This is a genomic window from Ideonella sp. (genome assembly GCF_036277275.1).
Classification (GTDB): Bacteria; Pseudomonadota; Gammaproteobacteria; order Burkholderiales; family Burkholderiaceae_C; genus Ideonella.
Genome location: NZ_DASUNH010000005.1, coordinates 20471 through 36029 on the forward strand (window position 1 = coordinate 20471; position 15559 = coordinate 36029).

Sequence of the window (15559 nt, forward strand, 5' to 3'; positions counted from 1 at the left end):
GAGGGGCCACGGACGGTGGCCGGCGAAATGACAAAGAGGGCGCGACTGTCGTCGAAACCGGCGGCCATCACAACTCGCAACGACCCTCACCCCGACTGCCGCCAGGGCCACTGCGACCCGTTGCATGGCAGGGCGTGGCATGTCGCGAACCGCGGCGTCCTGGCCACAGCCGGCGCGGGTGTCAGCCGCGCGCCCGGCTCATCGCCAGGCTCGCCGCCGCCGTCCTCGTTTCGACCTCCAGCTTGCTGAACACCCTTTCGAGGTGCTTTTTCACCGTCGCCGGGCTGGCACCGAGGATGTCGCCGATGTCGCGGTTGGTCTTGCCCTGGATCACCCAGTACAGCACCTCGGCTTCGCGCGTGGTCAGGCCAAAGGCCTGAACCCAGGCGGCAAGCATCGCGGCTTCAGAGGCCTCGCGCAGCACGATCAACCACTGGCCTTCGCTCGGGGCTGCGTCTTCGAGCGGGTGCAACGAACAGGTCAGCCGGCCGGCGCCGCGGCTCAGCGTGATGGTCTGCGCATCGGCACCGGCGCGCTGGCGGATGGCCTGGCGGCCGACCCAGGCCATCAGCTCGGCCGGCGCCTGGTGATCGGGCAATTCACTGAAGTAACGCGACAGCAGGTCACGCGCCAGCGCGGTCTGCCAGATGCGGCGACCGTCGCGCTCACGCACCACCAGCGTCGCGTGGCCGAACGCGTCGAGCGCCTGGCGGGCCTGGCGCTGGCTGCGTGCGTTGCCCAGGTGGGCGGCGATGCGCGCCAGCACCTCGCGCGGGCGGATCGGCTTGGTCACGTAGTCGGCACCGCCAGCGCCGAAGCCTTCGAGCACATGCTCGGTCTCGGTCAGGCCGGTCATGAAGATGATCGGCACCGCGGCCGTCGCCGGCTGCGCCTTCAGCCGGCGCGCGACCTCGAAACCGCTCAGCCCCGGCATCACCGCATCGAGCAACACGATGTCGGGCGGCGCCTTGGCCGCCAGCGTGAGCGCGGCCTCACCCGAGGTGGCGACCAGCACCGTGTAGCCCGATTCATCGAGCGCGTCGTGCAGCACCGCCAGGTTGTCGGGCACGTCGTCGACGATCAGCACGACTTCCACTCCATCGCTCAACGGCAGCGAGGGCAGCCCAGGCCGTGTCGGGCCGCTCCCAAGCGGCCTGGGCGCCCCCTCGGGGGGCGGCCGCGGTACCCCGCTGCCGGGAGTTGATATTTCAGGCGCGCTGTTGTTCATCGAGGGTCTGGCTCAGCAGCCGGTTCATCGCGTCCAGTTGGATTTCGCGTGCCATCGCGCGCAGGCGCGCCACGTAGCGCGCACAGGCGGGTTCGGCCGCTTCGATCTCGTCGAGCTTGTGGCCGATGCCACGCAGGTAGCCCAACCCGACCAGCTCGCGCAGTGCGCGCAGGTGGTCGCCCGCCGGCACGGCGCCGGCATCTTCTGATGGCGGCGGAACCGGCGCGGCTTCGTCTTCGAGCCAATCGATCTCCAAGCGCCGGCCCAGCCAGTCCAGCAGCGTGGGCAGGCGCACCGGCTTGACCAGGAAGTCGGCGGGCGGCAGGCCGACGTCGTTGTCCAGGCCCTGGTCGAAAGCGTTGGCCGAGACCACCGCCACCGGCACCTGTGACAGCAGCGTGTCATCACTGCCGCGCAGGCGGCGGATGGCTTCCCAACCGTCGATGCCGGGCATCGCCAGGTCCATGAACACCGCATCAGGCCGCAGCGCCGCGGCGCGGGTCAGGCCGTCTTCGCCGTTCGCCGCGCCCTCGATCACGAAGCCCAGCGGCTGCAGCAAATCGGCCAGCAGCCGGCGGTCTGCCTCTTCGTTGTCGACCACCAGGATCGTGCGGCGTGGCCCGGCGTAGCCGCTGCGCCGGCGCGGCGCCAGTTGGTGCTCGACCGCCTCGATGCGCAGCTCGGGCAAGAACAGGCGCAGCGTGAAGGTGCTACCGGCGCCCGGCACGCTGGCCACGCGCATCTCGCCGCCCATCAGGTCGGTCAGCATCTTGCTGATCGTCAGGCCCAGACCGGTGCCGCCCACCACTGCCGAGCCGGCCGCGCTGCCGGCCGCAGAGCCGCGGGCAAACGGCTCGAACACGCGCTCCAGCTCGTCTTCACCCATGCCCGGGCCGGAGTCGATGATCTCGACCAAGGCCATTTCGCGCGCGTAGCGCAACCGAAAACGCACCCGGCCTTGCGCAGTGAACTTCACCGCATTGCCGAGCAAGTTGATCAGGATCTGGCGCAGGCGCTTCTCGTCGGCACGCACCACGTCGGGCAACGCGCCTTCGGGCTCGAACGAGAACGCGATGCCCTTGGACAAGGCCTGCAGCTCGAACAGGCCGGCGATCTCTTCGATGCTGTCGCGAAAGCGCATCGGCTTCGGCTCCAGCCGTAGCTTGCCGGCCTCGATGCGCGCCAGGTCCAGCGTGCCTTCGATCAAGCCCAGCAGGTGGTCGCCGCCGCGGCGGATGACGCTCACTGCATGGCGCCGGTGGGCCGGCATCGCCGGGTCATCCTCCAGCAGCTGTGCGTAGCCGAGCATGCTGTTCAGCGGCGTGCGCAGCTCGTGGCTGACGGTCGTGATGTAGCGGGTCTTCGCGCGGTTGGCCGCATCGGCGCGGCGCTTGGCCTGCTGCAGCGCCAGGTCGGTCTGGCGGTGTGAATCGATCTCGCGCTGCAGGGCCTCGGTCTGGCGCAGGCTTTCTTCCTGCGCGACGCGGCGGCTTTGCTGGGCCAGCACCAGCCACCAGGCCACGATGCCGGCCACCAGCAGCAACGCGGCATAGGCCTTGAGAAAGCCCGCACGCAGCGCCGGCTCCAGCCAGCCGGCCACCTCGCTGCCGCGCAGCTGCATCGCACGCAGCTCCTGGTGGTACAGCAGGCCGAACAACGCCGCCAACAGCGGCACGATGAAGGCCATCAGCAGCAGGTACTGACCGAGGCCCGAGTCGACCTGCGGTTTGAAGCGGTGCGGCAACATGCGCCGCAGCAGCGAGGCCCAGCGCGACCAGACCTCGTCGATGAAGCGGGGCACGGGCTTGCAGCGGTCGCCGCAACGCGCGTCGAGCGTACAGCACAACGAGCAGATCGGCCCGCCGTAGGCCGGGCAGCCGGCCATGTCGTCGGCTTCGTAGTGCTGCTCGCAGACCACGCACCGCTGGGGGGTCAAGCGCGCATAGGTGCCTTCGTCGACAGGCCGGGCCAGGTAGTAGCGGCCCTGCGTGGCCCACGCGATCAGCGGCGCAGCGATGAACGCAGTGACCAGCGCGATCATCGCCGAGAAGGCCTGCGCCAACGGGCCGAACGCGCCCAGGTGCGCCGCCACCGACAGCAGCGAGGCCAGCGCCGTCGCGCCGACACCGACCGGGTTCACATCGTGCAGGTAGGCGCGGCGGAACTCGATGCCCGGCGGGCTCAGGCCCAGCGGCTTGTTGACCACCAGGTCGGCCACCACCGCCATGATCCAGCTGATCGCGATGTTGGCGAACAGGCCAAGCACGCCTCCGAGCGCCTGGAACACGTCCAGCTCCATCAGCATCAGCGCGATCAGCAGGTTGAACACCATCCACACCACGCGGCCCGGGTGGCTGTGGGTCAGGCGCGAGAAGAAATTCGACCAGGCCAGCGAGCCGGCGTACGCATTGGTGACGTTGATCTTCAGCTGCGAGACGACGACGAACAGAGCGGTGATTCCGATCGCCCAGCCGTAGTGCGGCAACAGCAACTCCCAGGCCGCGAGGTACATCTGGTTCGGATCGACCGCGCGATCGGGCGAGACCATGTGCGTCAGCGCCAGGTAGGCCAGCAGCGCACCGCCCAGCATCTTCGCGACGCCCAGCAGCACCCAGCCCGGTCCGCCGATGATGACGGCGAACCACCAGCGCTTGCGGTTGGTGGCCACCCGCTCCGGCATGAAACGCAGGTAGTCGACCTGCTCGCCCATCTGGGTGATCAACGCGATGCCCACGGTCAACGCGGCGCCGAAACCGGCCAGCGTGAAGCCCGCCATGCCCTGCTCACCGGCGTAGCCTGCCAGCTGCGCAGGCAGCCCTGGATTCAGCCACAGCACCGCCGCATACGGGATCAGCAGCAGCGCCAGCCACAAAGGCTGCGTCCACACCTGCAGTCGGCTGATCCAGGTCACGCCGTAGGTCACGAGCGGGATCACCGCCAGCGCGCACAGCAGGTAGCCCCAGGCCGGCGTGATGTCGAACGCCAGCTCCAGCGCATAGGCCATCACCGCCGCTTCGAGCGCGAAGAAGATGAAGGTGAAGCTGGCGTAGATCAGCGAGGTCAGCGTCGAGCCGAGGTAGCCGAAGCCGGCGCCGCGCGTCAGCAGGTCCATGTCGACGCCGTGGCGCGCGGCGTAGACGCTGATCGGCCAGCCGGCCGCGAAGATGATCAACCCGGTCGCCAGGATGGCCCAGAAGGCGTTGACGAAGCCGTACCGCACCAGCAGCGTGGCGCCGACCGCTTCGAGCACCAGGAACGACGCCGCGCCGAACGCGGTGTTGGCGACCCGCCATGCCGACCATTTGCGAAACGCCCGCGGCGTGAAGCGCAGCGCGTAGTCCTCGATCGTCTCGCTGGCGACCCAGGCGTTGTAGTCGCGCCGGATCTTGATCACGCGCTGCGGGCACGGCACCGCCTCCCGCAGCGGTGCGTCGGGCGATGGGGCGGCAGCAGCGGACGGGATCGACATGGTGGCGGGCCGACGGGGCCCCTTCCGACCATTCAAGATCCGCACCAGCCAGCGCCATGGCGACGCACCAGCGCGGCCCACGGGCGGCGCCGCAAGCCGCCCTCCGTGGGCCGAGGCCTCACCAGATGCGTGCGCGACTGCACTGCTGCAGTGCGCGTTGGCTCAGGGCGCGTTGGCGACCGCGCGGCCCCGGCCCGCGGCCTTGGCGCGGTAGAGCATCGCGTCGGCACGCTCCAGCGCCTGCGGCCAGCCACCGCCGGCGCCGTTCTGGCCCGGCCACCAGAAGGCGACGCCAACACTGGCACTGACCTGCAGCGGCGGCGTCGATGGCAATTCGAACGGCTGCTCGGCCGCGGCGACCACCTTGTCGGCGACGATCATTGCGTTGGCTTCCTCGTGCAAGCCATTGAGCACGATCGCGAACTCGTCGCCGCCCAGGCGCGCGATCAGGTCCGTCGGCCGCACCAGGTGGCGCAGGCGCGTGGCGAAAATTTGCAGCAGCTGGTCGCCCACGGCATGGCCATACAGGTCGTTGACCGGCTTGAAGCGGTCAAGGTCGATGTAGAGCAAGGCCACCAGCGCATCGGGCCCGCCTTCGGTGGTCCACGCGACCCGGTCGTCCAGCGCCTGCTCGAAGCCGATGCGGTTGAGCACTTGCGTGAGCGGGTCGGTCAGCGCCAGGTCGCGCAGGCGGCGTTCCTCGGCGCGGGCGGCGGAGATGTCGGTGGTGACGGCCACGAAGCCCTCGACCTCGCCCGCCTCGTCGTACAGCGGGATGTAGTCGACACGCACATGCCGGTGCTGCTCGCGCGACGGGTCGTCGCGCTCGAACGTGACCCGTTCACCGGCCAGCACCCGCTCGATCCAGGGCCGGCGCAGTGCATATTCCGCGTCGCCCAGCACCTCTTGCGCGGTGTGCCCCAGCAGCTGGTCGCGCGGGCGACCGATCCACGCTTCGAACCCCTGGTTGGCGAAGACGCAGCGCTGGGTCTTGTCGACCACCGAAATCGCCATCGGCACCACCTCGGTCAGGGAGCGCAGCACGGCCTCGCTGCGGTGCAGCGCCTGCTGGGCCGACTTCTGCGCGGTGATGTCGCGCAGGATCGCCGAGAAGGCCTCGACCTGGCCGTGCCGGTCCTTGTGGGCCAGCAGCAGGTGGCTGACCAGCAGCTCGCGGTGTTGGGCGTCCCACTGCAGGGTTTCGCCGGCCCAGACACCTTTTTCGATCGCCGTCGGCACGATCTCGACCGCGTGGCGCGCCACCGTTGCCGGCGGGTTGAACGACAGCGCGGTCAGGTGCCTGATCGGCGCATCAGGTGCCAGCCCCAGCACGCGCCGCGCGGCCGGGTTGACGTAGAGCAGCCGCCCCTTGCGATCGGTCTGCACCACGTAGTCGGTGGTGGCTTCGAAGATTGCTGCCTGGGTGCGCAGGGCCCGTTCGCCCTCGATCCGCTCGGTCACGTCGGCGACGGTGCCCACATGACCCTGCACCTTGCCGTCGATGACGATCGGCGCGCTGCGCAGCACGACGACGATCTCGCGGCCGTCGGCGCGCCGCAGGCGCCGGGTCACGTGCATGCCCACCGGTTCGGTGACGATCCTGCGCCAGGCCTGGCGCGCCTCGTCCTGGTCGGACGGGGGCAGCATGCCGATCCAGCCCTCGGCCGCCTCTTCCCGCTTGGCAAAGCCGTGGATGCGCAAGTAGGCATCGTTGACGTAGCTCAGGCGCCCGTCCAGCCCGGCGCGGAACAGGCCGAGCGGCGAGGTGTCGCTGACCGCCGCCATCTCGGCACGCTGGGCCCGCAGCTCGCGCATCAGGCCTTCGAATTCGCGGGCCAGGCGGCCGCGCTCGTCATCGGCGCGGGTGTCGATCGGGACCACCACGTCGGGCGTGCGGCGCTGCTCGCGCATCGCGCGCCATAGCGTTTCCAGCGGCCGCATCAGCCAGCCCAGCCCGGCGCTGACCGCCAGCACGGTGCCCAGGCCCGTCAACAGCAACGACAGCAGCAGCGTGTGCCGCGCCCGCAGCAGGGGCCCGTGCGCCTCACGCGCCGGAATCACGATGCGCAGCTCCCACGGCGCGTTGCGCAACGTGCGGCGGGTGATGAAGTCGCGCCGGGTGTCGAAGTCGTCCAGCGTCGCCAGGTTGGTGGCGGGCTTCAGCAACAGCGATGGATCGGGATGCACCACGTAGACCGGCGACGGATCGCGGGTGACGATCTCGTAGCGTCCGGTGGCCCCGATGCGGGTGCGGCCCAGCTCGCCCAGCACGTTGTCGCTGAGCAGGTCCAGCCCGCCGGCCAGCGCGCCGATGAAGCGGTGGTCGGCGTCGAACAAGGGCACCGTCATCAGTACCGACGGATGACCGATCGAGCGCGCCGCCAGCGGCGCCGAAATCGTCGACTGGCCCGTCACCCGCGCCTGACGGAAGTAGTCGCGGTCGCCGATGTTGACCGGCCCCGGGTTGGGCGGATCGTTCAGCACGACCATGCCGTCGGCCGCGACGATCGCGACGCCGTTGAACGGCGGGCGCAAGGCGCTGACCTCGAAGAAGCGGGCCTGCGCCCGTGGGCTGGCCAGCACCGCCTCGTCGACACGGCGCGCCGCCAGCTTGAGCACGGCCAGGTTGGCCGCCAACCTGTAGTCGACGTCGGCGGCCATCGCGCTGGCCAGCGTGTCCTGCTGGCTGCGCAGCAACGCAACGTGGTCCCGCGCCTGCTGATGATAGAGCCAGCCCCCGGCAAGCGAGACGGTGGCCAGCACCGCCAACGTGGTCACCAGCGCAGCCTTGGTCTTCAGCGACAGGTTCATGCAGGTACGCGCCGTGGCCCGGCACACCAAGGTGCGTGGGTGACCCAAGCATAGCGGGGCCGCAGGCCCCGCGCCATCGGTGGTCGCTGCGCTGCGGTCAGGCCGTCGCCAGCTCGCCGTCCAGCGCCGCCACCAGATCCGGGATCAGCTGCCGCAGCTCACCCGTGGCGATGGCGGCATCGGCGTCGAATCCTTCGTCGGCGCGAGAGCTGCCGGCATCGAACAGGCCGTCGTCGACGCTGAGCTTCTTGATCTGCAGCGTGTCGGTCAGCACGAACGACACCCTGCCTTTCCAGGTCAGCGCCAACCGGGTCGGCTGCTTGCCGCCGCTCAGCACATGGGCCCGCACTTCTTCGGTGTCCAGCGGGTGGCGCGCGTACCTCACCACGGATTTCATTTCATCGGCTGACTTCAGCTCGCATTCGCGGTCCACGCTGAAGGCTGACGGTGGCTCGCCACCGGCCAGCCAGGCCGTCATCGCAGCGGCCGGCGACAGCGTGGTCTGGACCAGGCGCAAAGCCAGGCCTTCCAGCGACTGCACCAGCATCGTCGCGGCCTCTTCGGCGCGCTTGGCGCTGCTGGCATCGATCATCAGCAGCTGAGCCTTGGTGTCCATCCACACATTCACCGAGGCCTGCTTGGTGAAGGCCTGCGGCAGCAACGCCAGCACGGCCTCTTCCTTCAGCTCCTTGGCATGCCGTTTGCCAGGCTTGCGCCCAGTGGCCTGTTCGGACTTTTTTGCCAACTCTTCCACACGCCGTTTGACCACTGCTGACGGCAAAACTTTCTGTTCGACCATCAAGCGCATCAGCCATTGACCACCGATCGACTCGACCAGCGGCGCAGTACCGCCCTCACCGCCTTCACCGTGGCGGGGCGAGACCCAACCGGCCGACAACGGCTGGGTGGCCATGCACGGTACGAAGCGCGCCTTGGACAGGCCATCTTCAACCTCGGTCAACGTGGCCCCCCACGGCTCGCCACCCAGGCCGCTGAGCCGGTAGACCACCAGATTCTTGAACATCAACAAGGCCACTTGGCCCCCTTCTCATGCATCACATCGTTTCAGAAAGCGAACGGGCCGTTGCGCATGCGCATCAGCCCGCCGTGCCAATTGTCTGTCATCCCGTCATGGGCATGAACTGCCTCAGAACTTGCCTGTTAGGCTGGGCTACACTTCAGAACACTGGGGGGTTCAACAGCTGTACCGGGGAATCTCAATGAAATACCGCGAAGTAGTGATCTTCAACGGCGACACCTACACGGTGCCGCAAAACATCCAGCGCATCGACCATCTGGCCACACACGGCTGGCAGTTGCGCTATGGCGGAACCAAACTGTTCTCGGACCACACGAACGATGGCAGCGGTGCTGCCGCGTCGTTGGAAGCCGCGACCAAGGAACTGCTCAAACGCATCGCCAAGCTGCCGGCGCCCTCGCGTCTGCAGCAAAAGCCCAACCACAACAAGACGAGCGACCTTCCGGTCGGCATTTCGGGGCCGATCGTGCGCCAGCGCCGTGGTGGCCGGGTGCGCGACTGCAGCCTCGCCGTGTTGCTGCCGCGTTATGGCGAACCGGCGCGCCGCGTCAACGTCTACATCGGCACCGAGAACACCTACACGGTGGAACGTTTCCAGGAAGCCTTGTCCAAGGCGGTCGAGATGCGCGAGCGCGCAGTGGCGGCCTATGAAACGGCCACCACAAGGGCGATGCGCGCTGCCGGCCGCGAGCTGCGCGCCAACTTGCGTTGACCACGCTTGACCTGACCACCGCGCCCCCGGCGGGCGCGGTGCCTGTCGTGCGCCGCGCGTTGCCAGGTGACCTGGAAGCGCTGGCCGTGCTGTTCGACGCCTACCGCGGCTATTACGAGCAGCCGTCCGATCCGGCCTTGGCGCGGCAGTTCCTCGCCGAGCGGCTCGAGCGCGGCGAAGCCATCGTCTTTGTCGCGCCCGGTGTCGATGGTCAAGGCCTGGACGGCTTCTGCCTGCTCTACCCGACCTTCTGTTCGGTGGTGGCGCGGCCGTTCCGCTGGTTCAACGACCTGTTCGTCCGCCCCGAGGCCCGTGACCGTGGCCTGGCCAGCGCGCTGATGCAGGCCGCCGAAGACGACTCGCGCCAGGCCGGCTGCGCCCGCCTGGACCTGCAGACTGCCCACGACAACCTGCGCGCACAGGGCCTGTACGAGGCGCGCGGCTGGCAGATGGACGCGGTCTTCCGCGTCTACAGCCTGGCGCTGTAGTTCGCTGGCGGCGGATGACGCCACCAGCACGTCCGTTAGAGCGGCAAGCGCCGTCCTTGCTGTCCCCTCGTTAGGGGACACGCGACGAGCGCCAAGCGCCCGCCGCGCGCAACGGCGCTGTCAGCCCTTACGTTCGCGCGCCGGCAGCACCGTGCCGCGGCACTCGCCAAAGCCGATGCGGCGAGCGCCTGGGCGTTCGCAGTGCGCCTTCAGGATCACCGTGTCACCGTCTTCGAGGAAGCTGCGCTGCTCGCCGTTCGACAGCGTCAGCGGCTGCTTGCCGCCGTTGCTGAGCTCGAGCAGCGAGCCGGCGTGCTCGGGCGCCGGGCCAGACAAGGTGCCACTGCCCAGCAGGTCGCCGGCCTGCAGGTTGCAGCCGTTGACCGTGTGGTGCGCCACCAGCTGCGCGATCGTCCAGTACGCGTCGGCGTAGTTCGACGTGGACACGCGGTCACCGGGGTGGCCGGCTTCGCGCATGGCCGCGGTCTGCAGCCAGACTTCGAGCATGATGCCGATCGCACCCTGGTCGCGGTTCGCGGCCGAGTCCAGGTAGGGCAGCGGCGCCGGGTCGCCCTCCGGCCGGCGAAATGGCTGGCGGAAAGGCGCCAGCGCTTCCAACGTCACCATCCACGGCGACACGGTGCTGGCGAAGTTCTTGGCCAGGAAGGGGCCGAGCGGCTGGTATTCCCAACCCTGCACGTCGCGCGCACTCCAGTCGTTGAACAGCGTCAGGCCGAACACGTGCTCCTCGGCCAGCTCCATGCCGATCGGCTCGCCCAGCGCGTTCGGCCGGGCGATGAAGATGCCCAGCTCCAGCTCGTAGTCGAGCCGGCGGCTGGGGCCGAAATTCGGCGGGCTGCCTTCGGGTGCCGTCGCCGGCCGTGTCTGGCCCCAGGGCCGGTGGAACGATTGGCCACTGACGCCGATCGACGACGCCCGGCCGTGGTAGCCGATCGGCACCCACTTGTAGTTCGGCAGCAGCGGGTTATCGGGGCGGAACTGCTTGCCAACCGTCGTCGCGTGGTGGATCGACGTGTAGAAATCGGTGTAGTCGCCGATCGCGCAGGGCAAGCCCATCTCGACCGCCGATTGCCGCACCAGCGCTTCCTTCCAGCGCGTGGCCAGCGCCGAGCCGGCACGCAGCCCTTCGGACAAAGCCGTGCGCAGTGCGCGGCGTGGCTCGGGCGCCAGGCGCATCAGCCGGTTCATGTCGGACGAATCGATCAGGCCGGCCGCCTGCAGGTCCAGGATCTGGTCGCCGATCGCGACACCGATGCGCCAGTCGCCATCACGAGCGGTGCGAAACCGCCCGAACGGCAGGTTCTGGATCGGGAAGTCGGTGTGCGTGTCGTTGGCCGATTCGACCCAGCTTTGCAACGCCGGGTCCAGCGTGTCGTTCAGGCCGATCATGATGTTTGCTCCCTAAGGGGGAGCGAGCGCCTTGGGCGCTGCCCTCTGGCGCTCATGCTGCCGTCTCCGAACCGTCGAATTCCTTCGCATGCAGGAAGGCCGCGTGCTTGGGCGCGCGCTTGGTCTTCGACCATTCCTCGAGCATGTCCCACTTGACCTTGTCCAGCTCCTTCAGCTGGGCCTCTTCGGCCGGGTCCGGGCAGGCCAGCTCGACACGGTGGCCATTCGGGTCGAAGAAGTAGATCGAGTGGAAGATGCCGTGGTCGGTGACCCCGAGCACGTCGACATCGTTGGCTTCCAGGTGGGCCTTGAACTCGAGCAGCTCGGCGCGGTCCTTCACGCGGAAGGCGATGTGCTGCACCCACTCGGGCGTGTTGGGGTCGCGCCCCATCGGCGGCTGCGTCGGCAGCTCGAAGAAGGCCAGCACGTTGCCCATGCCGGCATCGAGGAAGACGTGCATGTACGGATCCGGCGCTTTCGTCGACGGCACGAAGTCCTCGGCGATCGCGAGCACGAAATCCATCTTCAACATCTTCTGGTACCAGAGCACCGTCTCTTTGGCGTCCTTGCAGCGGTACGCGACGTGGTGGATCCTGTCGATTTTCATGTGAGCCCCTCGTCCGATGGGTACATCGGCCGGTCCCCCGAGGGGACGCGGTCCGGCTTGGGAGCGGCCCGGCGCTCGGACCGTCGCTTCGTTGAGATGTCGCAGCCCATGCTTATGCGGTTTGCAGCACGCCGCGGCGGATCTGGTCGCGCTCGATCGACTGGAACAGCGCCTTGAAGTTGCCTTCGCCGAAGCCGTCGTCGCCCTTGCGCTGGATGAATTCGAAGAACACCGGGCCCAGCAGCGTCTGCGAGAAGATCTGAAGCAGCAGCCGCGGGCGCTCGCCGCTGGTCGAGCCGTCGAGCAGGATGCCACGCGTCTGCAGCGCCGGCACGTCCTCACCGTGGCCAGGCAGGCGCTCGTTGAGCATCTCGTAGTAGACGTCGTTGGGTGCCGTCATCAGCGGCACGCCGGCCATGGCCAGCTGGTCGATCGTGGCCTTCAGGTCTTCGGTCAGCAGCGCGACGTGTTGGATGCCTTCGCCGTTGAACTGCATCAGGAATTCTTCGATCTGGCCCGAGCCCTTGGACGACTCTTCGTTCAGCGGGATGCGGATCTTGCCGTCCGGCGCGGTCATCGCCTTGCTGGTCAGACCGGTGTATTCGCCCTGGATGTCGAAGTAGCGGATCTCGCGGAAGTTGAACAGCTTCTCGTAGAAGCCGGCCCAGAAGGCCATGCGGCCGCGGTAGACGTTGTGGGTCAGGTGGTCGATCAGCTTCAGACCGACGCCGACTGGGTGGCGCGGAGCACCGTCGATGAATTCGAAGTCGATGTCGTAGATCGATTTGCCGTCTTCGAAGCGATCGATCAGGTACAGCGGCGCACCGCCGATGCCCTTGATCGCCGGCAACCGCAGCTCCATCGGGCCGGTCGGGATCTCGATCGGCTGCGCGCCCAGCTCCAGCGCGCGGGCATAGGCCTTGTGCGCGTCCTTCACGCGAAAGGCCATGCCGCAGGCGCTCGGGCCGTGCTCGGCGGCGAAGTACGCGGCCTGGCTCTTGGGCTCGTTGTTGACGATGAAGTTGATGTCGCCCTGGCGGAACAGCAGCACGTTCTTCGAACGGTGCTTGGCGACGAGCGAGAAGCCCAGCTTCTCGAACAGCGGTTCCAGCTGGCCGGGGGTGGGCGATGCGAACTCGACGAATTCGAAGCCCATCAACCCCATCGGGTTGTCAAACAGATCGGCGGTGGTGTTGCTCACAGGGATGCTCCTTGAAACGGTGACGGTCATTGACGGCAGAAGAGTCAAGAACCGCACGCGGCGGAGCACCCGGCACGCCCCGAACACTGCGCGCCAAATGGTCACCGACGACACCTTGAAAAACTGGGGTGGTCATGGCGTTGAAGGCAGTGGGGGTGGGGCGGCGGCGAAACCGTCAGTGTACGGTCGAATTCCCGGTATGCCAAGCGTGGCGCCGCCTAGCGCCGCTGTCAATCCAGCCGGATGCGGCTCGTGACTTGCGTCTCCTTCTTGCCCGGCAGCCTATGTGCGCCATGGCACCGACAAGGACGCTCCATCGATTCGAAGATGCCGGACATGAACATCAATGCCCTTGTGATCGAAGACGAGCGAGCCGACGTGGTCGTGATCCAACAGACGCTTGCCATCACCAGCGCCGGCTCCTTTCATGTCGAATACGTGACATCGCTTGCCGACGGGGTCGACCGACTCGCGCGGGGCGGCATCGACGTCGTGCTGCTGGACCTGTCGCTACCGGACAGCGAAGGCAGCGGCACGCTCACCACGCTGCAATCCGCCGCACCGCAGGTTCCGGTTCTGGTCGTCGGGGGAACCAGCCGCCAATCCGGCCACACGGACGAGCTGGCGTTCGGCGCCCGGCAGTTCATCTTGCAAGACCGCATCGATTGCCACCGGCTCGCGCATGTCCTGCGCGCGGTGATCAGGCGAGGACCGCTGGTCGACGTGCTCGACGGAAGGCGCCCCTCGCTGCAATAGGGCAACAGGGCCGGCCGTCGATGGACGCCTGCCGGCGCCACGCCCACCGCCCGTGCGGCCCACCTCGGTGATCATCCCGGCCAGACGAGCCGCCTGCCGCCATGCACGACGCCGACAAGATCGAAGCGGTGATGCGCTACCACGAGCGCACCAAGCATCACTTCAACCGCTATGCGCCCGGGCCCGGCCGGCTCGACTGGGCGAACCAGCCGGATCCGTTCCGCCGGTACGAAGGCGCGCCGCTGGTCCAGCTGCCGCTGCCGGGCCCACTCCGTGCGCACGAAGCCCCACCCTCACCGCGCTACGGCGATCTCTTCCGTCGCGGGTCGGTGCCGGGTGCCGGCGTCACGATCCATGCGCTGTCGCGCCTGTTGCAGCACACGCTGGCCATCTCCGCCTGGAAGCAGGCCGGCGCAACGCGCTGGGCGCTGCGCTGCAACCCGTCGAGCGGCAATCTGCACCCGACCGAGGGTTACCTGCTGCTCGGTGCGCTGCCCGGCCTCGGCGATGCGCCGGGCCTGTACCACTACGCCCCGCGCGAGCACGCGCTCGAACGGCGCGCAGACTGCAGCGCCCCGTTGTTCGCGGCGTTGATGCGTGGGTTCCCGGCCCAGGCATTCCTGGTCGGGCTGTCGTCGGTCCACTGGCGCGAAGCGTGGAAGTACGGCGAGCGTGCCTTCCGCTACTGCCAGCATGATGTGGGGCATGCGATCGGTGCGCTGCGGATCGCAGCCGCCACCCTGGGCTGGCGCGTGGTGTTGCTGGATGGCCTGGCCGACGAGACGATCGACAACCTGCTCGGGCTGAACCGGGCCCAGGACTTTGCCCACGCCGAGCGCGAGCACCCGGATGCCTTGCTCGCGGTCTGGCCAACCGGAGGGGCCGGGCGCTGGCGGGAAGACGAGCCGTGCGCGGCGCCCGTGCATGTCGATCCAGCCATGGCCGAGCGTTGGCACGGGGCCGCGAACCGGCTCAGCCGCGACGAGCCGGTGCACTGGGCGGTCATCGACGAAGTGGCCGACGCCACGCGCAAGCCGCTCGACGAAGCGCCGGCGGCCGACCTGTTCGACACGCCGGTGGACGCGACCCACGGCAGCGCCATCGCCGGCAGCGCAGCGGGTCTTCCCGCCAGCCAGCTCATCTTGCAGCGACGCAGCCTGCAAGCGTGTGACGGTCGAACGTCGATCGCCGCCGAACGCTTCTACCAGATGCTCGCGCGGCTGATGCCGCACGGCGACCTGCTCCCGAGCCGGCGCCCGATGCCCTGGGACACGCTGGCGTGGGCTCCCACCATCCACCTCGGCTTGTTCGTCCACCGCGTCGATGGCATCACGCCGGGGCTGTATCTGCTGGCTCGCGACCCAGCCAGGATGGGTGGGCTCAAGCGCGCGATGCACGCACGGTTCAGCTGGTCGACGCCGCCCGGCTGCCCTGCCGACCTGCCGCTTCGCCTGCTCGAAGCCGGCGACGCGCGGCGGCTTGCGACCCAGGTCAGCTGCCACCAGGACATCGCGGGCGACGGCGCTTTCTCGCTGGCCATGCTGGCCGACTACCAAGAAGCGCTGTTCACGCGTGGACCCTGGTTCTATCGGCGGCTGTTCTGGGAAGCGGGCTTGATCGGGCAGGTCTTGTACCTGGAGGCCGAAGCGGCCGGCGTGCGCGCCACCGGCATCGGCTGCTTCTTCGACGACCCGGTGCACCAGGTGTTCGGGCTCGAGGGCCTGGCCTATCAGTCGATCTACCACTTCACGGTCGGCGGCGCGGTCGACGACCCGCGCCTGACCACGCTGGCACCGTATGACGCCAGCACCCGGCCGCCCTGAACGACGGCACCAGGG

Annotated in this window: 11 protein-coding genes; 4 read left to right on the forward strand and 7 right to left on the reverse strand. The window is 68.5% G+C overall.

Features of this window, described 5'->3' with window-relative positions:
• Positions 1 to 181: 181 nt before the first annotated feature.
• The 4 genes from VFY73_RS01145 to VFY73_RS01160 all read right to left on the reverse strand — a co-directional run bounded on the left by VFY73_RS01145 (position 182) and on the right by VFY73_RS01160 (position 8544).
• Positions 182 to 1087 (reverse strand): response regulator, encoded by a 906-nt coding sequence (locus VFY73_RS01145; RefSeq protein ID WP_414654356.1) that lies wholly within the window; start codon positions 1085 to 1087, stop codon positions 182 to 184.
• 121 nt (positions 1088 to 1208) lie between these two features.
• The gene (locus VFY73_RS01150) at positions 1209 to 4697 is read right to left on the reverse strand and encodes a hybrid sensor histidine kinase/response regulator (protein ID WP_329716064.1); all 3489 of its coding nucleotides are present in this window, start codon (positions 4695 to 4697) and stop codon (positions 1209 to 1211) included.
• A gap of 162 nt (positions 4698 to 4859) precedes the next feature.
• Positions 4860 to 7508 carry a PAS domain-containing protein gene (locus VFY73_RS01155; RefSeq protein WP_329716065.1) on the reverse strand — a complete coding sequence of 883 codons (2649 nt, stop codon included), beginning with the start codon at positions 7506 to 7508 and terminating at the stop codon, positions 4860 to 4862.
• 97 nt (positions 7509 to 7605) lie between these two features.
• Complete coding sequence (locus VFY73_RS01160; RefSeq protein WP_329716066.1) at positions 7606 to 8544, reverse strand: recombination-associated protein RdgC; 939 nt, start codon at positions 8542 to 8544, stop codon at positions 7606 to 7608.
• Between the two features lie 184 nt (positions 8545 to 8728).
• On the opposite strand from VFY73_RS01160, the gene VFY73_RS01165 reads away from it, so the two are divergent.
• Together VFY73_RS01165 and VFY73_RS01170 are read left to right on the forward strand one after the other, a co-directional pair.
• The gene (locus tag VFY73_RS01165; protein WP_329716067.1) at positions 8729 to 9259 is read left to right on the forward strand and encodes a hypothetical protein; all 531 of its coding nucleotides are present in this window, start codon (positions 8729 to 8731) and stop codon (positions 9257 to 9259) included.
• Positions 9256 to 9747: a GNAT family N-acetyltransferase gene (locus VFY73_RS01170; protein WP_329716068.1), complete on the forward strand. Its 492-nt coding sequence runs from the start codon at positions 9256 to 9258 to the stop codon at positions 9745 to 9747. The genes VFY73_RS01165 and VFY73_RS01170 overlap by 4 nt, the downstream gene beginning before the upstream one ends.
• Positions 9748 to 9867: 120 nt before the next feature.
• Here the strand turns inward: VFY73_RS01170 and fahA are convergent, their stop codons facing one another.
• The 3 genes from fahA to hppD form a co-directional block, all read right to left on the reverse strand.
• Positions 9868 to 11157 (reverse strand): fumarylacetoacetase, encoded by a 1290-nt coding sequence (fahA, locus tag VFY73_RS01175; protein WP_329716069.1) that lies wholly within the window; start codon positions 11155 to 11157, stop codon positions 9868 to 9870.
• 52 nt (positions 11158 to 11209) lie between these two features.
• Positions 11210 to 11764 carry a VOC family protein gene (locus tag VFY73_RS01180; RefSeq protein WP_329716070.1) on the reverse strand — a complete coding sequence of 185 codons (555 nt, stop codon included), beginning with the start codon at positions 11762 to 11764 and terminating at the stop codon, positions 11210 to 11212.
• 112 nt (positions 11765 to 11876) lie between these two features.
• Complete coding sequence (gene hppD / locus VFY73_RS01185; RefSeq protein ID WP_329716088.1) at positions 11877 to 12929, reverse strand: 4-hydroxyphenylpyruvate dioxygenase; 1053 nt, start codon at positions 12927 to 12929, stop codon at positions 11877 to 11879.
• A 372-nt stretch (positions 12930 to 13301) separates the two neighbouring features.
• On the opposite strand from hppD, the gene VFY73_RS01190 reads away from it, so the two are divergent.
• Together VFY73_RS01190 and VFY73_RS01195 are read left to right on the forward strand one after the other, a co-directional pair.
• Positions 13302 to 13721, forward strand: coding sequence for a response regulator (locus VFY73_RS01190; protein ID WP_329716071.1), 420 nt, complete (start codon positions 13302 to 13304; stop codon positions 13719 to 13721).
• A gap of 101 nt (positions 13722 to 13822) precedes the next feature.
• Complete coding sequence (locus tag VFY73_RS01195; RefSeq protein ID WP_329716072.1) at positions 13823 to 15544, forward strand: SagB/ThcOx family dehydrogenase; 1722 nt, start codon at positions 13823 to 13825, stop codon at positions 15542 to 15544.
• The last annotated feature ends 15 nt before the right edge of the window (positions 15545 to 15559 follow it).